The following is a 20,467-nucleotide window of genomic DNA, read 5'->3' on the forward strand; positions in this document are numbered from 1 at the left end:
ACCAGCCTATCTCATGCTGCCCATTGGTTAGTGCTGTAGATTCGTAAGTGCTTACTGATTCACCCCTACCCTCCGGAGGTTCCCATGCCCACCTATGCCGTCACCGGCGCCACCGGCCGGCTGGGCCGCCTGGTGATCGAGCAGTTGCTCGGCAGCGGTGTACCCGCCGCCGAGATCGCCGCCATCGTCCGCAGCCCGGAGAAGGCCGCCGACCTGGCCGCGCACGGGGTCGAGATCCGCAAGGCCAACTACGACGACCCGTCGACGCTCCCCGGCGCCGTGGCCGGCGTACGCCGCCTGCTGCTCATCTCCGGCGACACTCCCGGTCAGCGCGTCGCGCAGCACACAGCGGTCATCGACGCCGCCAAGCTCGCCGGGGTGGAGCGTCTCGTCTACACCAGCATCCTCAAGGCCGACACCACAGCAAACCCGCTGGCCCCGGAGCACAAGGCCACCGAGGAAATCCTCGTCGCGTCCGGTCTGACCCACACCGTGCTGCGCAACGGCTGGTACACCGAGAACTACACCGACCAGCTCCCGCAGTACCTGGGGTCGGGCTCGATCCTCGGCGCCACCGGCGGCAGCAAGATCTCCGCCGCGACCCGGGCCGACTACGCGGGGGCGGCCGTGGCCGCGCTGACCCGGGAGGAGGACGGCAACGCCGTCTACGAACTGGGCGGCACCGCGTTCACCTTCGACGAGCTGGCCGAGGCCGTCACCGAGGTCACCGGCACCACAGTCGTCCACCAGGACATGTCCGCCGCCGACCTGGCCTCGGCCCTGGAGAACGTCGGCCTGGACGCGGGGACCGCCGGTTTCGTCGCCGCGCTCGACCACTCGATCGCCAATGGCGAGCTGGCAACCGACAGCGACGACCTCAGCCGGTTGCTCGGGCGGCCGAGCACCCCGCTGCGTGACGCCATCCGGGCCGCGCGGGCCTGAACCGGATCCATCGCCGAAGCGGGCGGCGGGACCTCCGGTCGCCGTCGCCCGCCCCCAACCTCACCCACGGCGGCCGACTACTCCGCCTCGTCCCGCTCTTCGGTGAGCTCGGCCAGAACGTCGGCCGCGTCCCGGTTCCCGCCGTCGGCGAGCCAGCGAAGCTCACCGACACTCGACCAGGTCACCCCGCTCCCCCGCGAGCTCGACGAGCTGGTCGACCGCGTCCCGGTCACCGTCCTTGGCCCGTTGGCGCAGGTCGGCAAGATCAGAGTCGGACATCGCGCACCTCTCCGCAGTTGGCGCGGGGTCGTCTGGTCCGGCCCACCATCGAGAACCTAGTCGAGGTCGCGGAGAAACGGCCGAAACCATCGGCCCGCCGAGGCGGTCAGCCCGCCTCGGTCGACTCCGCGAGCAGCAGGCCGGTCAGCAGGCCGCGCAGGGTCCGCTCGACGAGGTCCGCCCGGGGCGCCGGCCCTGGGGGCTGGCTGAACGCCGCGACCAGGTGCGGGTACGCCGCGAGGTCCACCGCGGCGAAGCTGGACGCCCCGGCGGCGGACTCGCGGCGGGCGAAGAGACTCACCACGCCGGTCATCATCGCGATGGTCTCGAACTTGGCGGCGGCAGGGCACCGCACTGGTTCCAGGATCCGGATGCAGTTGTCGAACCAGGCCAGGCTCTGCGGGCCGATGCCGGAGGGCCGGTGGATCACATCGAGCAGCCACGGGTGGGCGCCGAACAGCGTCAACTGTCGGCGTCCCAGCAGCACCATCGTCTCCAACCAGTCGTCCTCCACCTGCGGGTACGGGCGCAACTCCCCCACTGCCCGGTCGGTCATCAGGTCCAGCAGGTCATCGCGGGACGACAGGTAGCGGTAGAGGGATCCGGCGCCGGTGCCGAGCGCGGAGGCCACGGCGCGCATCGATACCGCGGCCAGCCCTTCGGTGTCGGCCAGGGTGATGGCGGCCACGACGATGGCGTCCCGGCTGTGCGCCGGAGCGGGGCCGCGGCTACCACGTTCGGGCCTGCTCCAGATCGGCTGCCGGTCGGGGCCGCTCGCGGCTGCGTCACTCACTGATCTACTGTAAACCGCAAACGGCGTTCGCGATTTGTGTCGTCGCCGCACGGATCGCGCCGACGCGCAGCGAACGAGTCACGCTGCACGGACGGCACTGTCGCGCAGCGTCATTGATCTTGGCTAGGCTGGTGGGCATGCCCGCACACCATCCGCACCGCCACGACGACGGCCGGAGGTGGGCCCCGGCCCCGGCGCGCCTCATCGAGCCGGCCGACTGGTGAGTGACGCACCCGCGCCCGCCCAGCGGGGTGCTCCGTCCACACCGCCGTCGCACAGTTCAGGATGGACCGACCGTTGCGACCGGCTCGCCCGGTCACGGCCCTTCGAGATCGCCATCGTCGTGGTCATCCTCGCCAACGGCATCGTTCTCGGCCTGGAGACGTACGACGATCTGAGCCCGGCGGGCACCGCGCTGCACGGCCTGGAGCTGTTCTTCCGGGCCGTCTTCGTCGTCGAGATCGCCGTCCGGCTGGCCGCCTACGGCAGACGCCCCCAGGACTTCTTCCGGCACGGCTGGAACGTCTTCGACTTCGTGGTGATCGCGGCGATCTTCATTCCGGGCCTGCACGGCGACCCGGCGCTGCTGCGGGTCGTCCGGGTCGCCCGCATGGTCCGCCTGGTGCGGTTCTCCCCCGGTCTGCGGACCATCGTCTCCGCACTGTGGCGCAGCCTGCCGGGCGTCACCGGGTTCCTCGCCCTGGCCGTGGTGACGCTCTACGTGTACGGCATGGCCGGCTGGCTGATCTTCGGCAACAGGTATCCGGAGGAGTACGGCGACATCGGCCGATCGCTGCTGACGTTGTTCGTGCTGTTGTCGCTGGAGACGCTGCCCGACCTCATCGAGCAGGGCATGGCGATCTCACCATGGACGCTGCTCTACTACGTCAGCTACGTGGTCATCACCGTCAACCTGCTGCTCAACATCCTCATCGCGGTCATCGTGAACTCCATGGAGGAGGCCCGCCGGTTGGAGATGACCGAGCGCCTGGCTCCCGGGTACGACGAGGACGGCGACGGCGTACCGGACGAGGTGGACCGGATCGCGCTCACCCAACGGCTGGACGACCTGCGGGCGGTCATCACCGAGTTGGAGCGCGAGCTGCGCATCGACCGGGACGACGGGCACGGCCGACCCCACCGGGACAACGCCCGCGCCAGACGGTAATCCGACGCTCGCGCTGCGTCTTCGGGTTCGGATAGTGTCGACAGCGGTCCCATCGGCCTGCCTTAAGGGGTACCGAGCATGACGGCCAGTGTCGACAATGCCCAGACCGCCACCGATGCCACGGACACGCTCGGCACTGTGATCGACGACGTGATCCGCCCGCAGGCGCCGATCGTCGACCGGGACGGGGCCTTCCCCCGTCCGGGTGTCGACGCTCTCGCCGCAGCCGGCCTACTCGGCCTGGCCTCCTCGACCGAGGTCGGTGGCGCCGGCCACGGCATGCGGGTGGTCGCCGAGGTGATCGAGCGGCTGGCCGCCGAGTGCGGGTCCACAGCGATGGTGGTGCTCATGCACTACGCGGCGACCGCCGTCATCGAGGCGCACGGCCCCCGGGACGTCCGCGCGGCCATCGCCACCGGCGATCACCTCACCACGTTGGCGTTCTCCGAGTACGGCTCGCGCAGCCACTTCTGGTCGCCGACCGGCACCGCGACAGCCGCCGACGACGACACCGTCCGCCTCGACGCCCGTAAGAGCTGGGTCACCTCGGCCGGCGAGGCCAACAGCTACGTCTGGTCGAGCCTTCCACTGACCCGCGACGCCGGCCCGATGACGCTGTGGCTGGTGCCGGCCGACAGCGCCGGCCTGAGCGTGACCGGCGACTTCGACGGGCTGGGTCTGCGGGGCAACGGCTCTCGGCCGATGACCGCCGACGGGCTCCGGGTTCCGTCGACGGCGAGGATGGCGGCCGACGGGGCTGGGCTCGACACCGCGCTCGGTGCGGTCCTGCCCTGGTTCCTGGTGCTCAACGCCGCCTTCTGCCTCGGTCTCGCCGACAGCGCGGTGGCCGAAGCGGGCCGACATCTCACCGGGACCACACTCGCGCACACCGGCGCCGCCCTGCGCGACGCGCCCGTCACGCGACGCGACCTCGCCCGGCTGATGATCCGCACCGACGCGCTGCGCGCCTTCCTGGGCGACACGCTCACCGCACTGGAGACCGGCCGCGACGACGCGATGCTGCGGGTGCTCCAGGTCAAGGCGCTCGGCGGCGAGACCGTCGCCGACGTGACCGATGGCGCGATGCAGCTCTGCGGCGGCAGCGCCTTCCGCAAGGAGTTGGGCCTTGAACGCCGTTTCCGGGACGCCCGCGCAGCCCGGGTGATGGCACCGACCACCGACGCGCTGCACGATTTCGTCGGTCGGCTCGCCACCGGGCTGCCGCTGCTCGACGAGGCCAACCGCTGATGCCCGCGCCAGAAGTTCTGCTGGGCGCGGTCGCGTACGACCCGAAGGTGGTGACCATCTGGGAGGGCTTCCGCACCTGGTTGCGCGGGCGGGGCCTGGACTTCGACTTCGTCCTCTACTCCCACTACGAACGACAGGTCGAGGACCTCGTCGCCGGGCGGATCGACGCGGCCTGGAACTCTCCCCTGGCCTGGCTGCGGGCCGAGCGGCTGGCGGCCGCCAACGGCACTACCGTCCGCGCGCTCACCATGCGCGACACCGACCAGGACCTCACCTCGATCGTGGTGGTCCGCGCGGACTCGCCGGTGCGCCAGCTCGCCGACCTCGCCGGACGGGTGGTCGGCGTCGGGGCGATCGACAGTCCACAGGCAACGCTGATTCCACTGGGTCACCTCGCGGCGGCCGGGGTCACTGTCGACGTACGCCGCTTCGACGTGGGTGTCGGCCTGCACGGCGACCACATCGGCGGCGAGCGCGACGCGGCCCGCGCCCTGATGGCCGGGGAGGTCGACGCCGCCTGCATGATCGACGCCAACCACCTGGCGTTCGTCCAGGAGGGCACACTACCGCCCGAGGGCACCCGGATCGTGGCGCAGACCGCACGCTACGACCACTGCAACATGACGGTCCGCGCGCCGGAGTCCGACGGGGTCCGGCTCTTCGGCACGCTGCTGCTCGGCATGTCGTACGCCGATCCGCAGGTGCGTCCGCTGCTCGACCTGGAGGGGCTGACGGCCTGGCGGGAGGGCCGCACCACTGGGTATGACGCCCTCGTCGACGCGGTCGACGCCAGCGGTTTCTACTCCCCCGACGGGCGGGTGACGGCCACGGACTACCGGCCGTGAGCGCGACACCGGTCGCCGAGGTCGACCTCGGTGACCTGGGTTTCGGCCGGGGCGCGCACCTGCTGGTGCAGCGCGCCCTGGCCGGGTTGCCGCCCGGCGGCAGGTTGGCGGTCTCCGGTCGCGACCCGGCGTTGCGCGTACACCTGCCCGCCTGGTGTCGTCGGCGGGGTCATCGGGTCGAGTGGCCGGACCGGGGCGAGGCGAGCGACCTCGTCGCGGTGGTGGTCCGCGGGTCGGCGGATGACGACCGCTGGTTCGGCGCGGAGCGGGCCGGGCCGGCCCTGCCGTCGGCGCTCAGCAGCCGTCCACCCGCAAGGTGGGGGCTCGGCGCCCGGGGTTCACTCCTTGAAGCCGGTGGTCCGGAGGCCCGGTTCGACCTGGACGACCGCGACCTGGTCTGGGCCGACATCGCCCCGAACCTGTACGCGCAGGCCGCCGCCCGACAGTGGGACCCGCAGACCGCGGTGCCGTGGGACGATCCGTTCGCGCTGCCGGCCGACGTCGAAGCCGCTGTGGTACAGGTGATGACCTACCTGGTCGAGAACGAGCAGGCCGCCCTCGTCGTGCCGGCCCGGTTCGTGGGGCGCATCCATCCGCACTTCCGGGAGGTGGTGCAGCTCCTCGCCGTGCAGATGGCCGACGAGGCCCGGCACATGGAGGTCTTCAGCCGGCGGGCGCTGCTGCGGGGCGCCGAGATGGGCACGTCATCCGCTGGCGGTCGGCAGTCGCTGTTCACCCTCGTCGCGGAGTCGGACTTCGCGTTGGCGTCGTTCCTGCTCTCCGTGCTCGGTGAGGGCAGCTTCGTCGATCTGCTGTCGTTCCTGCACGAGAACGCCCCGGACCCGGTGACGCGCCGGATCTGTTGGCTCGCCATGCAGGACGAGCGCCGGCACGTGGTGTTCGGCATGGCACACCTGGAGCATCAGGCGCAGCTCGATCCGCTGCTGCGCGACCGGCTGCGGGCGGCCATCCACCGCCGCCACGACGCGCTTGCCGACACTGCGGGCCTCAACGCGGATGTCTTCGACGCGCTGGTGGTGCTCGCGGCGGGTGGTTGGCGTCCGAACGACGTCTCCGCCGGCTTCGATCGGGTGCAGGCTCTGCAACACGCGATGGATCAGGGCCGTCAGCGCCGCCTCGTCCGCCTGGGTTTCCGGCCCGACGAGGCGGCGGCGCTCTCCGCCCTGCACACCCGCAACTTCATGTAGGCGATCCCCGCGCACGGCGCGCGCGTGCGCGGGGATCGCGGTACGGCAGGTCAGCGAGGGCTGGTCACTGACCGAGCAGGGTCCGGATCTGACGCGCGTAGCCGGCCACCGTGAAGTCCGGGCCGACGGAGTCCACCAGGACCAGGTCGTTGATGGTGTGATCGACGCGTAGCGCCAGGATCGCCTGGTACTCGGGCGAGTTGTACCAGGTCTTGGCGGTCTCCGCGTCCGGGAACTCGATCAGCACTACCGAACCGGGCCAGCTGCCCTCGAGGACCTGCACCTGGGCATCCAGGACGAGCCACTTGGCGCCGTACGCCTCGGTGGTGGCCTGCACCTGCTCCAGGTAACGCAGGGACTCCTCGGTCGGCACTCCGCCCGGGATACGCAGGTGATTGATCAGGTACGTGCTCATGTCTCACTCCTCAATGCAGGTGTAGCTTCCCGGTCGAAGGCGTACGACCGGTCGTCTTGGATTGGGTACGCGCCGCGTCGGTTGGAACGACGCGGACTGTCACCGCTGGGATCGGACGCGGATCAGGTGAGGATCCGGGCCGTGGTGATGGTGAAGAACTCGCGGAGGGCGGCCGGGTCACCGGATGCCTTCGCCCGCGCTGCCGCGCCCTCGTAGCTGGAGACGACGAAGCCGGCGAGATCAGTGGCGGGTTCGTCGCCGTGCAGTTCACCGGCAGCCCGTGCTTGCTCGATCACCCTGGCGAGCGCGGCGACCCAGCGGCCGAAACCGGCGTCGACGGCGTTGCGCAGGACATCGCTGTGCGCCGGGATCTCGGTGGCGAAGTTGCCGAGCAGGCATCCGCGGTCACCCATGGTGTCGCCGAGGCCGGTGATGTAACTCAGATGAGCGGTGATCCGCTCAAGCGGGGTGCCGCCCTGCTTCTCGTCGAGCATCTCCAGCCCCATCGCCGCGGAGTATCTCGCCACCGAGTCGAGGGCGAGGTCCTCCTTGCTGGCGAAGTGGTTGTAGAAGGTGCCCTTGGGTGCCCCGGCCGCGGCGACGATGTCCTGGACGCTCGTCCCGTTGTAGCCCCGCAGGTGGAACAGGTCCAACGCGGCGTCGGACAACCGTTGCCGGGTCCCGGCGGAGGCCGGCGACTTCGTTCGTGGCATCTCGTGGCACTCCTCTCGCCCGGGGTTCCGGCTGACTGACGGACACCACGATATGACCGGTCGTCTCGGAATGCCAGTGATGTGACCACCGTCATCCCCCAGGTACTCTGGAACGGCCATGAACAGGGATTCCAGCGCGGTCCGCGAGGAGTTGCTGCGGCTTCGCGAGCAGACCGAAATCCAGGCCACCGCCCTGGACGGTGACCTCCGGAGCCTTTTCGAGGCGTCCCGGTCGTCCAACGCCGATGACGAGCACGACCCGGAGGGAAGCACCATCGCCTTCGAACGCGCGCAGCTCACCGCCGTCCTGGACGCCACCCGCCGACGCCTGGCCGAGTTGGACGTCGCGCTGCGACGGGTCGATGACGGCAGCTACGGCGTGTGCGAACGGTGCGCCCGGCCGATTCCCGCCGAGCGACTCGTCGCCCGCCCGTCCGCGCGTACGTGTGTCGCCTGTGCCAGCCGACGGTGACGGTGCACCGTCCGACTGCGCGGGCTGCCCGGCGTCTCGCTCTCATGAGGCCTCCGGGAGCGCCCTCGCGCCGCGCAGCGGGCACCGTCGTAACCGGTGATCAGCTGGCGCAACAACCTCCTGCGGGCGCGGCGTCGAGGGCGATGAGGCTGATCGGTGCGGACCGCAGCCCTCCGGAGATGCCGGTGGACAGTCCACGCCCCGTCGGTTGCGGCCCACAGCAGTCGTCGCCCACCGAGTCGGCAGGGTTGCTGTTGCACACACCGGTCGCGGGCAGGTCGAGTTGGACGTCGCGGGCGGCGGTCCAGTCACCTGCCAGCGCGGCGACCACGGAGCGGACCTGCTCGTAGCCGGTGGCCATGAGGAACGTCGGCGCTTGGCCGTAGGACTTCATGCCGACGGCGTAGTAGCCCTGCTCGGGGTGGGCGAGCACGTCCACGCCGTGCGGTGGCACGGTGCCGCAGGAGTGCTCGTTGGGGTCGATCAGCGGGGCCAGGGCACGGGTGGCGCCCAGCACCGGGTCGAGGTCCAGCCGCAGCTCGGCGGCGATGCTGTGGTCGGGGCGGAAGCCGGTAGCCGCGACAACACGGTCGACGGTGATCGACTCGACGCTGCCGTCGCCGTGCCGCAGGACCACGCTCACCCGGCCGTCCGTCGGGGTGAGCGCCTGCACGGAGAAGCCGGTGAGCAGCCGGATCCGGCCAGCGTCGACGTGCGAACGCAGCCGTGCGCCGAGCGCGCCCCGCGCCGGGAGGGCGTCGGCGTCCCCGCCGCCGTAGGTACGCGTCGGCGCGGCGGCCCGGATGGCCCAGGTCACCTCGGTGCCAGGCTCGACTGCGGCTAGCTCAGCCAGGGACAGCAGGGTGTTCGCGGCCGAGTGACCGGCGCCGACCACCAGAGTGTGCCGTCCGGCGAACCGGCCCCGGTCGGCGCCGAGGACGTCCGGCAACGCGTGCTCCAGGTACGCCGCCGCATCGGCCTCCCCTCGCGCGCGCAGACCGGACGCGCCGAGGACGTTCGGCGTGCTCCAGGTGCCAGAGGCGTCGATGACGGCGCGGGCGACCAGCTCGTCGCCGTCGGCGAGGCGGAGCAGGAACGGTGCGGTGTCGCGCCCGGCGGTACGCAGTCGGTCCAGGCCGAGCCGGCTGATCGCCTCGACGCGTGCCCCGTACCGCACGTGTGGCTTCAGGTGTGGCAGCTGCGCGAGGGGCCGGAGGTAGTCGTCGACCAGCTCCGCGCCGGTGGGCAGTGCCCCCGGGTCGGGGGCGACCCAGCCGGCCTCGTCGAGGAGCCGACGGGCGGCCGGGTCGATGTTGTAGCGCCACGGCGAGAAGACCCGCACGTGCCCCCACTGGCGTACCGCGGCACCCGGGGTGTCGCCGGCTTCGAGGACGGTGAAGGGCAGGCCGCGTTCGTGCAGGTGCGCGGCGGCGGCGAGACCGGTCGGGCCGGCGCCGATGACGATGGTGGGACTGTCGTCCAGAGCGTTCATCAGTGGCTCCTCGGTGTGGTGGCCCGTCGTGACGGCCAAGGCTGGTCAGGTGATGGTGGGGCTTCGACGTTCCAGCAGGACGACGTCGCGCCAGCGGTCGTGATGGCGACCGACCCGCTCGCGTACGCCAATGACCCGGAAGCCGGCCCGCCGATGGAGGGTGAGGCTGGCGGTGTTCTCGGGGAAGACTCCGGACTGGATGGTCCAGATGCCGGCGGCCTCGGTGGAGGCGATCAGCGCGGTCAGCAGCAGCCGGGCGATGCCCCGGCCCTGGGCGGCCGGGTCGACGTAGACGGAGTGTTCGACCACACCGGCGTAGACCGCGCGGGTCGAGGTCGGCGAGACGGCGATCCAGCCGAGCACCACCCCGTCGCTGTCGACTGCCACGAAGCGGTGCGCGCTCAGGCGCGCGGCGTCGAACGCCGCCCAGGTCGGGGCGGTGATCTCGAAGCTGGCATTGCCGGCGTCCAGACCGTCCTGGTAGATCGCCAGCACTCGGTCGGCGTCGTCGTCGGTCATGGGGCGCACGATGATGTCGGCCATCAGCGGGTTGCCTTCCGGAAGAGATCGGAGGACTGTCTCGACGTCCGTCGAAACAGACGGTTGCACACTGATTAGAGAAGTGTCAACCTAGAGGAATGTCGAATCAAGCAGGTCCGACCATGGACGTGTCGTGCTGCCCCCCTCTGACCGAGCGGCGCGTACCGGCCGAGGCCGCGACGGTGCTCGCGCCCGCGTTCAAGGCCCTCGGCGACCCGGTGCGGCTGCAACTGATGTCGATGATCGCCTCCGCCGAGAGCGGCGAGATCTGCGTCTGCGACCTGACCCCCGCGTTCGACCTGACCGGCCCGACCATCTCGCACCACCTCAGGACGCTGCGCGAAGCGGGACTCGTCGACGCCGAGCGCCGAGGCACCTGGGTCTACTACCGCGCCCGGCCGGCCATCCTGCGCCAGCTCGCCGCACTACTCACCGTGACGCCGACGACGTGACAACGACCCTCCGGAGCGACCCGACCGAAAGCGCCGTCGTCGGCCGGCTCTCCCGACTCGACCAGTTCCTACCCGTGTGGATCGGGCTGGCGATGGTCGCCGGCCTGCTCCTCGGTCGGCTGATCCCCGGGCTGAACAGCGCTCTGGACGCGGTGCAGATCGGCGGGATCTCGCTACCCATCGCGGTCGGCCTGCTGATCATGATGTACCCGGTGCTGGCGAAGGTCCGCTACGACCGGCTCGACACCGTCACCGGCGACCGCCGGCTGCTGATCTCCTCGCTGTTCCTCAACTGGCTCGTCGGTCCCGCCGTGATGTTCGCCCTGGCCTGGATCTTCCTGGCCGACCAGCCCGCGTACCGCACCGGGCTGATCATCGTCGGCCTGGCCCGCTGCATCGCCATGGTCATCATCTGGAACGACCTCGCCTGCGGCGACCGGGAAGCCGCCGCCGTCCTGGTCGCCCTCAACTCGGTCTTCCAGGTCGTCGCGTTCGGCCTGCTCGGCTGGTTCTACCTCGCCGTGCTCCCCCAGTGGCTGGGGCTCTCCGGCGCCGAGTTGACGGTCTCGGCGTGGGACATCGCCGGTAACGTGCTCGTCTTCCTCGGCATCCCGCTGCTCGCCGGCTACCTCACCCGCCGCCTCGGCGAACGCGCCAAGGGCCGCACCTGGTACGAGGCCCGCTTCCTGCCCCGCATCGGCCCGGCCGCCCTCTACGGACTGCTCTTCACGATCGTGATCCTGTTCGCCCTGCAAGGCGACGCCATCACCAGCCGACCCCTGGACGTCGTCCGCATCGCCCTGCCCCTGCTGGTGTACTTCGCGCTCATGTGGGCCGGCTCCTACGCCCTCGGCCGCGCAATCGGCCTCGGCTACCAACGCACCACCACGCTGGCGTTCACCGCCGCCGGCAACAACTTCGAACTCGCCATCGCCGTCGCGATCGGCACCTTCGGCGTCACCTCCGGCCAAGCCCTCGCCGGCGTCGTCGGCCCGTTGATCGAGGTACCCGTCCTCGTCGGCCTCGTCTACGTCTCGCTGTGGGCACGCCGCCGCTTCTTCACCTCCACGAACACCGCAACCGCGTAACCCGGAAGGCACCCGCCGTGAGTGACAAGCCCAGCGTCCTGTTCGTCTGCGTCCACAACGCCGGCCGCTCCCAGATGGCCGCCGGCTGGCTGCGCCACCTCGCCCGCGACACCGTCGAGGTCCGTTCCGCCGGCTCCGCGCCGGCCGAGACGATCAACCCTGCCGCCGTGCAGGCCATGCGCGAGGTCGGCATCGACATCACCGACCAGACCCCCAAACTTCTGGAGTACGCGACAGCGGAGTCCTCCGACGTCATCGTGACCATGGGCTGCGGCGACACCTGCCCGGTCTTCCCCGGCAAGCGCTACGAGGACTGGAAGCTCGACGACCCGGCCGGCAAGGGCGTCGACGCCGTGCGCCCGATCCGTGACGAGATCCGGGGTCGGGTGGAGAAGCTCCTCACCGAGCTGAACCTCGCCACCCGACCGGAGCACAGTCCTCAACGGCCTCCGGCGTAGCTGGCGCGCTCGCCGAGCTCTTCCTCGATGCGGATGAGCTGGTTGTACTTGGCCGTGCGGTCGGAGCGCGACAGCGAGCCGGTCTTGATCTGACCGCAGCCGACGGCCACTGCCAGGTCGGCGATGGTGGTGTCCTCGGTCTCCCCGGATCGGTGCGACATCACCACCCGGTACCCCGCCTTGTGTGCGGCGTCGACCGTCGCCAGGGTCTCGGTGAGGGTGCCGATCTGGTTGACCTTGACCAGGATCGCGTTGGCGTAGCCGCCGTCGATCCCGTCGCGCAGCCGGTCGACGTCGGTGCAGAAGACGTCGTCGCCGACCAGTTGCACGCGCTCCCCCGCCACCGCCGTCAGCCGCTTCCAGCCGGCGATGTCGTCCTCGGCCATCGGGTCCTCGATCGAGCTGATCGGGTACCGGGAGACCAGGTCGAGCAGGTAGTCGATGTGCTCCTCGACGGTGCGCTGGCGTCCCTCGCCGACGTAGTCGTAGACACCCGCGCGGAAGAACTCCGAGCTGGCCGGGTCGAGGCAGATCCGCACGTCGACGCCGGGCTGGTAACCGGTGTCCTCGATGGCGCGCAGCACGAACCGCAGCGCCTCGTCGGCGTCCGTGACGTTCGGCGCGAAGCCACCCTCGTCACCGACGTTGGTGTTGTGCCCGGCCGCGGCCAGGGACGCCTTGAGGGTGTGGAAGACCTCCGCGCCCATCCGGACCGCCTCGGCGAACGTCTGCGCTCCGACCGGGGCGATCATGAACTCCTGGAAGTCGAGCGGATTGTCGGCGTGCGCTCCACCGTTGATGATGTTCATCATCGGCACCGGCAGCAGGCGGGCGCCGACGCCACCGACGTAGCGGTACAGCGGCTGCCGGTGGGCCGACGCCGCCGCCTTCGCGGTCGCCAGGGAAACGGCCAGGATTGCGTTGGCGCCCAGTCGACACTTGTCCTTGGAACCGTCGAGAGCGATCATCGTCTCGTCGATCAGGGCCTGATCCTCCGCGTCGAGCCCGAGCACCGCGTCGGCGATCTCGCCGTTGACAGCGGCAACGGCAGTGCTCACGCCCTTGCCGTGAAAACGCGTCCGGTCCCCGTCGCGCAGCTCGACCGCCTCGTTCGCCCCCGTCGACGCGCCGGACGGCACTGCCGCCCGGCCGGTTGACCCGTCGGCGAGGACCACGTCGGCCTCCACTGTCGGGTTGCCCCTGCTGTCGAGGATCTGCCGAGCCCACACCCGACTGATTGCCGTCATCACACACTCCCTGTTCAAGCTGCCCTTTTCGCAGCCAGACTGGCAGGAAACGGCGGCCCTGACACCGCGACGATGGACACGTTGACCCGTACCCCGGGGTGCGGGTTTAGGGTCGCGGGATGCGGGTGGGTGAGTTGGCACGCCGGACCGGAACCACGGTCCGGGCACTGCGTTACTACGAGTCGGCCGGGCTGGTCGTACCCCGGCGGCTGAGCAACGGCTACCGGGAGTACGACCCGATCGCGGTGCGGCTGGTGGCGCAGATCCGCGAGCTGATGGCGCTCGGCCTCACCGTCGAGGAGACCCGCCCGTTCGTCGAGTCGATCGCCGATGGTTCCGACGACACCGACGTGTGCGCGGCGGCGGTGGCCACGTACCGCAGCACCATCACGAACCTCCAGGAACGGATCGGCAAGTTGACCGCCCAGCGGGACGCGCTGGACGCACGCCTGGACGCCGCCGCGACCCAGGTCGTACCCGGCACTCCCGCCGAAGGCGCCGACCCCACCGCGCTGGTCGGCGTCAGGTTGCCACCGCTGTCCTTCTACGGCACCGACGGCCGCCCGGTCGATCTCGGCGCGCTCGGGGCCGGGCGCAGCGTCATCTTCGTCTACCCACTGACCGGACGACCGGGTGTGGACCTGCCCAACGGCCTGCTGGAGATCCACGGTGCCCGCGGCAGCACCGAGCAGGCCGCCTGGTTCCGCGACCACCACGCGGAACTCCGCGCGGCCGGTGCCGCCCGGGTGTACGGCCTGTCCGCGCAGTCGACCGGGTATCAGCGGGAACTCGCGCACCGGCTGCGGCTGCCCTACCCGCTGATCCCCGACCCGAGACTGACCCTGGCCGAGGCGCTGCGGCTGCCGACCCGCGCCGCCGGCGACATGACGCTCTACGAGCGGCTGACCTTGATCGTCGCCGACGGTGCTGTCGAACACGTCTTCCACCCGATCCCGGACCCGGCGTCGCACCCCCTGCACGTGATGCGGTGGCTCACCAAGCGGCGCCAGGCCCCCGGATCGGTCGCCGCCTAGAAGTCGGCGTCGAACGCGCCGCACAGCTCACCGTGATCAGATTGGGCTGCCGAAACTCCACCATCGATCGGGTCATGACGATCCTCAAAGACCGCGAGCTGGTCGAGGGCCATCCAGGCAAAGGTGTCTACGTCGCAGCAGCCCAGAGCTGAGCGCGCCGCTTCCGTGATCGACTGATGAGAAGTAGCCCAGTACCGTCGCGTCTCGACGGACTGGCTGTTCGCCAACCCCGCACTGCTGCCTCGTCGATGATGGAGTTGTGGTCGGTGACAAAGTGCCCGCACAACACCAAATCAGGCACCATAACTCCATGATCGACGAGACCGGACCGCCCCTTCCCCGCGATCTTGCACTTCCTGTTGCGACACAAAAGGGCATTGCGCGCATATCGGCAACTGAAACTGCAAGATCGGCGCGGACGGGGCGGTCCTCACGGGCAACGCGTGGGCCGAGGTCGCCGCCTAGAAGTCGTCGTCGAAGGCGACAGTGCCGGTCACCCCGACCTGGTACGCCGACACCCGCCGCTCGAAAAAGTTGGACAGCTCCTGCACGTCCTGCAACTCCATGAAGCCGAACGGGTTGCTCGACCCGTAGTGCGGCGCGATACCGAGCTGGGCGAGGCGGCGGTCGGCGACGTGCTGGAGGTACTCCCGCATGTCGGCCAACGTCAGACCGGGCACGCCCTGGCCCACCAGGTCCTCGGCGAACTGCACCTCACACTCGACCGCCTCGGTGAGCATCCGGCGAACCTGGTCGGCGAGGTCGTCGTCGAACAGGTCCGGCTCCTCGGCGCGAACGGTGTCGACGACGTCGAACGCAAACGCCATGTGCATGGACTCGTCGCGGAACACCCAGTTGGTGCCCGAGGCGAGGCCGTGCAGCAGACCGCGGGAGCGCAGGAAATAGACATACGCGAACGCGCCGTAGAAGAACAACCCCTCGATGCAGGCCGCGAAGCAGATCAGGTTGAGCAGGAACGTACGCCGGTCCTCGCGGGACCGCAGCTCCCGCAGCTCGTTCAGGGAGTCGATCCACCGGAAGCAGAACTCGGCCTTACGACGGATCGAGGGGATGTTCTCGATGGCCGCGAATGCCTCGAAGCGCTCGGTCTCGTCCGGCACGTACGTGTCGAGCAGGTTGAGATAGAACTGGACGTGCACTGCCTCCTCGAACAGCTGGCGGGACAGGTAGAGGCGACCTTCCGGGCTGTTGACGTGCTGGTAGAGGTTGAGCACCAGGTTGTTGGCGACGATCGTGTCACCGGTGGCGAAGAACGCCACCAGGCGGCTGACCAGGTGCCGTTCGGCCGGCGACAGCTTGTCCAGGTCGGCGAGGTCGGCGTGCAGGTCGACCTCCTCGACCGTCCAGGTGTTGCGGATCGCGTCGCGGAACCGGTCGAAGAAGTGCGGGTAGCGCATCGGGCGGAGAGTGAGGTCCATCCCGGGGTCGAGCAGCATGTGCGTGGTCCTCGTGTCGGTGGTGCTGGCGTCTGTGGTGGCGGCGTCGGTGGGGGTCACTGGCAGGCCTCGCACGACTCGGGGTTCTCCAGCGAGCAGGCCAGCGCCTCCGCGTCGACGACGACGGGTGCGATGGCGCTGACGGTGGCCTGCTGGATCCGCGTCGCGGGGCGCGAGCGCAGGTAGTAGGTGGTCTTCAGCCCTGCCTTCCAGGCGTACAGGTACATCGAGGAGAGCTTGCCGATGGTCGGCGCGGCCAGGAACAGGTTCAGCGACTGGGACTGGTCGATGAACGGGGCGCGGGCGGCGGCCAGGTCGATCAGCGCCCGCTGCGGCAGCTCCCACGCGGTGCGGAACAGCTCCCGTACGCCGACCGGAAGCTCGGCGATGTCCTGCACCGACCCCTCCGCCCGCTTGATCGCCGAACGGACCCGCTCGGTCCACAGACCGCGGGCCTTCAGCTCGCGTACCAGAGCGGTGTTGACCTGGAGGAACTCCCCGGACAGGGTCTCTCGCTTGAACAGGTTGGACACCTGCGGCTCGATGCACTCGTAGCACCCGGCGATCGAGGCGATGGTGGCGGTCGGCGCGACCGCCACGAGCAGCGAGTTGCGCAGCCCGTACGCCTCGACCCGCTCACGCAGCGCGTCCCACCGCGCGGTCTGCGTGCCCTCGACACCCCACAGGTCGGGCTGGAGCTGGCCCCGCGCGGCCCGGGTCTGCGGGTACGCCGGGTGCGCGCCGAAGTCGCGCGCCAGGTCGGCGGAGGTCTCCAGCGCCGTCAGGTACAGCTCCTCGCTGATCCGGGTGGACAGCTCCCGGGCGGCCGGCGAGTCGAACGGCAGCCGCAGCGCGAAGAAGGCGTCCTGTAGGCCCATCAGTCCGAGTCCGACCGGCCGCCAGCGGGGGTTGCTCGCCGCCGCCTGCGCGGTCGGGTAGTAGTTGATGTCGATGACGCGGTCGAGGAAGGTCACAGCGGTCCGCACCGTGGCGCGCAGCCGATCCCAGTCGATGCCGTCGGCGGTGAGATGGGCGGCGAGGTTCACCGAGCCGAGGTTGCACACGGCGGTCTCGGTGTCACTGGACACCTCGATGATCTCGGTGCAGAGGTTCGACAGGTGCACCACGTTGCCCGGCTCGGCGGTCTGGTTGCAGAGCCGGTTGGCGGCGTCCTTGAAGGTCATCCAGCCGTTGCCGGTCTGGGCGAGGGTCCGCATCATCTTCCCGTACAGCTCCCGTGCCGGGATCTGCCGCACGTAGCGGCCCTGCGCCTCGGCCTCCCGGTACGCGGCGTCGAACCGCTCCCCCCACAGGTCGGGCAACTCGGGCACCTCGTGCGGGTCGAACAGCGACCACAGCTCGTCGGCCTCGACCCGGCGCATGAACTCGTCCGGGATCCAGTTGGCCAGGTTGAGGTTGTGGGCGCGTCGGGCGTCCTCGCCGGTGTTGTCCCGCAGTTGCAGGAACTCCTCGATGTCCGGGTGCCACGGCTCCAGGTAGACGCAGGCCGCGCCCTTGCGGCGGCCACCCTGGTTCACCGCGGCGACGCTCGCGTCCAACGTGCGCAGCCACGGCACGATCCCGTTGGACTGCCCGTTCGTGCCCCGGATCAGCGCTCCCCGGGAGCGGACCCGGGAGTACGCGATGCCGATGCCACCGGCGAACTTGGACAGGTTGGCGACCTGGGCGTACCGCTGGTAGATCGAGTCCAGCTCGTCGAGCGGGGAGTCGACCAGGTAGCAGGAGGACATCTGGGTGTGCCGGGTGCCGGAGTTGAACAAGGTCGGTGAGCTGGGCAGGTAGGCCAGGCTGGACATCAGCCGGTAGAAGCCGACAGCCTCGTCCGCCGTCCGGGCCAGGCCGCAGGCCACCCGCAGCAGCCAGTACTGCGGGGTCTCCAGCACCAGTCGGCTGGTGGGGTGGCGCAGCAGGTAGCGGTCGTACACGGTGCGCAGGCCGAAGTACTCGAACCGGCGGTCGCCGTCGGGGTCGATGGCGTGGTCGAGCGTCGCGGCGTGTGCGGCGACGAACGCGGCGGTGTCGTCACCGATCAGGCCCTCGGCGTGGCCGACCCGGATCGCCGCGCTGAACGAGGTGATGCCCTGTCGACGCACCTCCTTGTCGACGTAGCCGGCCAGCAGCCGCGCGGCGAGGCGTGAGTACTGCGGCTCCTCACCGATCATCTCGGCGGCGGTCTGGATGGACAGCCGGTCCAGTTCGGCAGTGGTCGCGCCGTCGTAGAGGCCGCTGATGGTGCGGGTGGCCACCCGCATCGGATCGACGTCGGCCAGGTCGTCGGCCCACCGCTCGACCGCCCGGACGATCTTGTTCACGTCCACTCGTTCGGTGCCGCCGTCGCGCTTGCGGACCCGCATCGGCGTCCGCCGCAGGATCGCGTCGCCGCTGGCCGGGACTACCTCGGTGACTGTCACCACTCGCTCCTCGGAGTTCGAGACCTGGTGGCCCGGACGCGAGGAGACAGACACCGACGGACGCCACGCCAGCCCGGCGTGGGTCAGGTGGCGTCAGCCGTCCCACGCGGCCTCGGACCGCCGCCCACCCGGATGCGGGTACGCGGCGCGCTGGCAGGTCTTCGGACTCGCGGGCACGACCGGGCTCGCCGGTCTCCTACTGGCCGTCGCTTCCCAGGCCGATTGGTGGCCCAGTGCTGATGACGGCGGTCGTTCCCACTCACCGCTGCGGGACAGTCCCGGATTTCCACCGGGTTCCCTGTTGCCTCGACCGCACTGGATGAGCGGCCGAACCAGCTGCGCTCGACACCATATATAGGGACGCAGTCGTTGTCACACCCCACATGTCGGTCTCGGGCGTGTCGGCTGCTCACTCGGTGACCACCGTCACCACCGCGGCCAACCACCCCACGCCGACCGAGGCCGGGCACCAGAGACCGGACTCTCCGCGCGAGTGTCGACAGTCGACAAAGATTTGATGTATCGGAGCCACGGCACCGCAAAGTACTCCCATACGTCGACGTCAATGCCTCGGCGCGAGGTGGAACATCCGATCTCCACGCCCCGCCACCCCCGCCACCTTCCCCCGCCTACCGGCACGATGGGCGATAAGGCGGAGCGGCTCGGCGACGCAAACATCATACGTCTGCGGGTCAGCGGTGATCGACATCGTTGACGTGCTGGAGCAGCCCTCCGTATACTCCCAGTGATCATCTGATCTTTAGCCTAGCCGGGCGAGGAGCGCATGCCGCAGATCACTGCCGTCACCGTCGAAGACGTCCGCTTCCCCACCTCCCTGACCGCTGACGGGTCAGACGCCATGAACAAGGACGGCGACTACTCGGCGGCTTACGTCGTCCTGCACACCGACGGCGTCGACGGCGCGGGGGCGCCACTCGCGGGGCACGGCCTGACCTTCACCATCGGTCGAGGCAACGACATCGTCGCGGCGGCCGCAGTCCACCAGGCACAGCTTCTGGTGGGCCTGGACGTGGCGACCATGGCAGCGGACATGGGCGCGGTCTACCGCCTCCTCACCTCCGACTCGCAACTGCGCTGGCTCGGCCCGGAAAAGGGCGTCGTCCACCTGTCCCTGGCGGCCGTGTTGAACGCGTCATGGGACCTGGTCGCCCGGGTCGCCGACAAGCCGCTGTGGCGGCTGCTCGTCGACATGTCCCCCGAGCAACTCGTCGACATCGCGGACCTGCGCTACCTGTCCGACGCGCTGACCCGCGACGAGGCACTGGCCATCCTGCGGGCCAAGGAGGGCACGAAGGCCGCCCGCCTCGCCGAGCTCGACCGCACCGGCTACCCCGCCTACACCACCTCCGCGGGTTGGCTCGGCTACGGCGACGACAAGCTGCGCCGACTGTGCCAGGAGGCGGTGGACACCGGCTACGGCTACGTCAAGCTCAAGGTGGGCGCAAACCTCGACGACGACATCCGCCGATGCGCTATCGCGCGCGAGATCCTCGGGCCGGATCGCAACCTGATGATCGACGCCAACCAGGTGTGGGACGTCGGTCAGGCCATCGACTGGGTCACCGCCCTCGCCCAGTTCACGCCACTGTGGATCGAGGAGCCGACCAGCCCCGACGACATCCTGGGCCACGCAGCCGTCCGCCGCGCCGTCGCTCCGATCGGCGTCGCCACCGGCGAACACTGCCACAACCGGGTGATGTTCAAGCAGCTGTTCCAGGCCGAGGCCATCGACTTCTGCCAGCTCGACACCGGCCGGTTGGCCAGCATCAACGAGATCGTCGCCGTGCTGCTGCTCGCCGCGAAGTTCGACGTCCCGGTGTGCCCACACGCCGGCGGTGTCGGCCTGTGCGAGATGGTCCAACACGTGTCGGTGCTCGACTACGTCGCGATCTCGGGAGACCTCACCAACCGGGTCACCGAGTTCGTCGACCATCTGCACGAGCACTTCACCGACCCGTGCATCATCCGGGACACCGGTTCCGGCAGCGGATACGTCCTGCCCAGCCAGCCCGGCTACTCCACTCGGATGCGTCAGGAGTCGGTGGCGCTCTACCGGTTTCCCGACGGCCACTACTGGGGCGCGACAGACCCGACTACCGTGTCATCTCCGGAGGCGGCGTACGTGACTGCGGGTGGGAAGGCCACCCCCGCCGGCCGCTAGGG

General features: G+C 70.0%; 19 protein-coding genes and 1 riboswitch. Of the genes, 11 read left to right on the top strand and 8 right to left on the bottom strand.

Translation table 11 applies throughout. The features are described 5' to 3' along the window. The first annotated feature begins 84 nt into the window (after window positions 1-84). Window positions 85-942: an SDR family oxidoreductase gene (locus tag AB0C20_RS07525; RefSeq protein WP_357185824.1), complete on the top strand. Its 858-nt coding sequence runs from the start codon at window positions 85-87 to the stop codon at window positions 940-942. A 385-nt stretch (window positions 943-1,327) separates the two neighbouring features. On the opposite strand, the gene AB0C20_RS07530 is transcribed toward AB0C20_RS07525, so the two are convergent. Then, window positions 1,328-2,014, bottom strand: coding sequence for a helix-turn-helix domain-containing protein (locus AB0C20_RS07530; RefSeq protein WP_357185821.1), 687 nt, complete (start codon window positions 2,012-2,014; stop codon window positions 1,328-1,330). Window positions 2,015-2,234: 220 nt separating this feature from the next. Between AB0C20_RS07530 and AB0C20_RS07535 the strand changes: the two genes are divergently transcribed. From AB0C20_RS07535 to AB0C20_RS07550, 4 genes are all read left to right on the top strand, one after another. Further along, complete coding sequence (locus AB0C20_RS07535) at window positions 2,235-3,182, top strand: ion transporter (protein ID WP_357185818.1); 948 nt, start codon at window positions 2,235-2,237, stop codon at window positions 3,180-3,182. 78 nt (window positions 3,183-3,260) lie between these two features. Further along, window positions 3,261-4,430, top strand: coding sequence for an acyl-CoA dehydrogenase family protein (locus AB0C20_RS07540; RefSeq protein ID WP_357185815.1), 1,170 nt, complete (start codon window positions 3,261-3,263; stop codon window positions 4,428-4,430). After that, complete coding sequence (locus AB0C20_RS07545; RefSeq protein WP_357185811.1) at window positions 4,430-5,275, top strand: PhnD/SsuA/transferrin family substrate-binding protein; 846 nt, start codon at window positions 4,430-4,432, stop codon at window positions 5,273-5,275. Before AB0C20_RS07540 ends, AB0C20_RS07545 begins: the two co-directional genes overlap by 1 nt. Beyond that, on the top strand, window positions 5,272-6,483 hold the full coding sequence (locus tag AB0C20_RS07550; protein WP_357567601.1) for a ferritin-like domain-containing protein: 1,212 nt from the start codon (window positions 5,272-5,274) through the stop codon (window positions 6,481-6,483). The genes AB0C20_RS07545 and AB0C20_RS07550 overlap by 4 nt, the downstream gene beginning before the upstream one ends. Before the next feature lie 64 nt (window positions 6,484-6,547). Here the strand turns inward: AB0C20_RS07550 and AB0C20_RS07555 are convergent, their stop codons facing one another. Both AB0C20_RS07555 and AB0C20_RS07560 read right to left on the bottom strand, forming a co-directional pair. Next, a complete protein-coding gene (locus AB0C20_RS07555) occupies window positions 6,548-6,898 on the bottom strand; it encodes a DUF1330 domain-containing protein (protein WP_357185805.1) in 351 nt (116 codons plus the stop codon). 122 nt (window positions 6,899-7,020) lie between these two features. Next, window positions 7,021-7,611 (bottom strand): TetR family transcriptional regulator C-terminal domain-containing protein, encoded by a 591-nt coding sequence (locus tag AB0C20_RS07560; protein WP_357567602.1) that lies wholly within the window; start codon window positions 7,609-7,611, stop codon window positions 7,021-7,023. Window positions 7,612-7,729: 118 nt separating this feature from the next. On the opposite strand from AB0C20_RS07560, the gene AB0C20_RS07565 reads away from it, so the two are divergent. After that, window positions 7,730-8,083: a TraR/DksA C4-type zinc finger protein gene (locus AB0C20_RS07565; RefSeq protein WP_091406793.1), complete on the top strand. Its 354-nt coding sequence runs from the start codon at window positions 7,730-7,732 to the stop codon at window positions 8,081-8,083. 100 nt (window positions 8,084-8,183) lie between these two features. Here the strand turns inward: AB0C20_RS07565 and AB0C20_RS07570 are convergent, their stop codons facing one another. Both AB0C20_RS07570 and AB0C20_RS07575 read right to left on the bottom strand, forming a co-directional pair. After that, window positions 8,184-9,575, bottom strand: coding sequence for an FAD-dependent oxidoreductase (locus AB0C20_RS07570; protein WP_357185801.1), 1,392 nt, complete (start codon window positions 9,573-9,575; stop codon window positions 8,184-8,186). A gap of 45 nt (window positions 9,576-9,620) precedes the next feature. Continuing rightward, on the bottom strand, window positions 9,621-10,118 hold the full coding sequence (locus AB0C20_RS07575; protein WP_357185798.1) for an N-acetyltransferase family protein: 498 nt from the start codon (window positions 10,116-10,118) through the stop codon (window positions 9,621-9,623). A 95-nt stretch (window positions 10,119-10,213) separates the two neighbouring features. On the opposite strand from AB0C20_RS07575, the gene AB0C20_RS07580 reads away from it, so the two are divergent. Genes AB0C20_RS07580 through AB0C20_RS07590 form a run of 3 tightly spaced genes read left to right on the top strand, consistent with a single transcriptional unit; the run spans window position 10,214 to window position 12,113 of the window. After that, entirely contained in the window at window positions 10,214-10,567 is a 354-nt protein-coding gene (locus AB0C20_RS07580; protein WP_357185795.1) for a metalloregulator ArsR/SmtB family transcription factor, read from the top strand. Then, the gene (gene arsB / locus AB0C20_RS07585; RefSeq protein WP_357567603.1) at window positions 10,564-11,655 is read left to right on the top strand and encodes an ACR3 family arsenite efflux transporter; all 1,092 of its coding nucleotides are present in this window, start codon (window positions 10,564-10,566) and stop codon (window positions 11,653-11,655) included. The genes AB0C20_RS07580 and arsB overlap by 4 nt, the downstream gene beginning before the upstream one ends. A gap of 17 nt (window positions 11,656-11,672) precedes the next feature. Further along, window positions 11,673-12,113: an arsenate reductase ArsC gene (locus AB0C20_RS07590; RefSeq protein WP_357185789.1), complete on the top strand. Its 441-nt coding sequence runs from the start codon at window positions 11,673-11,675 to the stop codon at window positions 12,111-12,113. On the opposite strand, the gene eno is transcribed toward AB0C20_RS07590, so the two are convergent. Continuing rightward, window positions 12,095-13,360, bottom strand: coding sequence for a phosphopyruvate hydratase (gene eno, locus AB0C20_RS07595; protein ID WP_357185786.1), 1,266 nt, complete (start codon window positions 13,358-13,360; stop codon window positions 12,095-12,097). The two genes, AB0C20_RS07590 and eno, sit on opposite strands and share 19 nt — an antisense overlap. Before the next feature lie 119 nt (window positions 13,361-13,479). Between eno and AB0C20_RS07600 the strand changes: the two genes are divergently transcribed. Then, window positions 13,480-14,394: a MerR family transcriptional regulator gene (locus AB0C20_RS07600; RefSeq protein ID WP_357567604.1), complete on the top strand. Its 915-nt coding sequence runs from the start codon at window positions 13,480-13,482 to the stop codon at window positions 14,392-14,394. 461 nt (window positions 14,395-14,855) lie between these two features. Here AB0C20_RS07600 and AB0C20_RS07605 read toward each other — a convergent pair whose 3' ends face one another. Together AB0C20_RS07605 and AB0C20_RS07610 are read right to left on the bottom strand one after the other, a co-directional pair. After that, window positions 14,856-15,851 carry a ribonucleotide-diphosphate reductase subunit beta gene (locus AB0C20_RS07605; protein WP_357185960.1) on the bottom strand — a complete coding sequence of 332 codons (996 nt, stop codon included), beginning with the start codon at window positions 15,849-15,851 and terminating at the stop codon, window positions 14,856-14,858. A 56-nt stretch (window positions 15,852-15,907) separates the two neighbouring features. Then, window positions 15,908-18,226: a ribonucleoside-diphosphate reductase subunit alpha gene (locus AB0C20_RS07610; RefSeq protein WP_357567610.1), complete on the bottom strand. Its 2,319-nt coding sequence runs from the start codon at window positions 18,224-18,226 to the stop codon at window positions 15,908-15,910. A 191-nt stretch (window positions 18,227-18,417) separates the two neighbouring features. After that, window positions 18,418-18,635, bottom strand: a riboswitch (cobalamin riboswitch). A gap of 432 nt (window positions 18,636-19,067) precedes the next feature. Here AB0C20_RS07610 and AB0C20_RS07615 point away from each other — a divergent pair. Then, window positions 19,068-20,465 carry an enolase C-terminal domain-like protein gene (locus AB0C20_RS07615; protein ID WP_357185779.1) on the top strand — a complete coding sequence of 466 codons (1,398 nt, stop codon included), beginning with the start codon at window positions 19,068-19,070 and terminating at the stop codon, window positions 20,463-20,465. Window positions 20,466-20,467 lie beyond the last annotated feature (2 nt).

It is taken from the genome of Micromonospora sp. NPDC048843, from assembly GCF_040649965.1.
Classification (GTDB): domain Bacteria; phylum Actinomycetota; class Actinomycetes; order Mycobacteriales; family Micromonosporaceae; genus Micromonospora; species Micromonospora hortensis.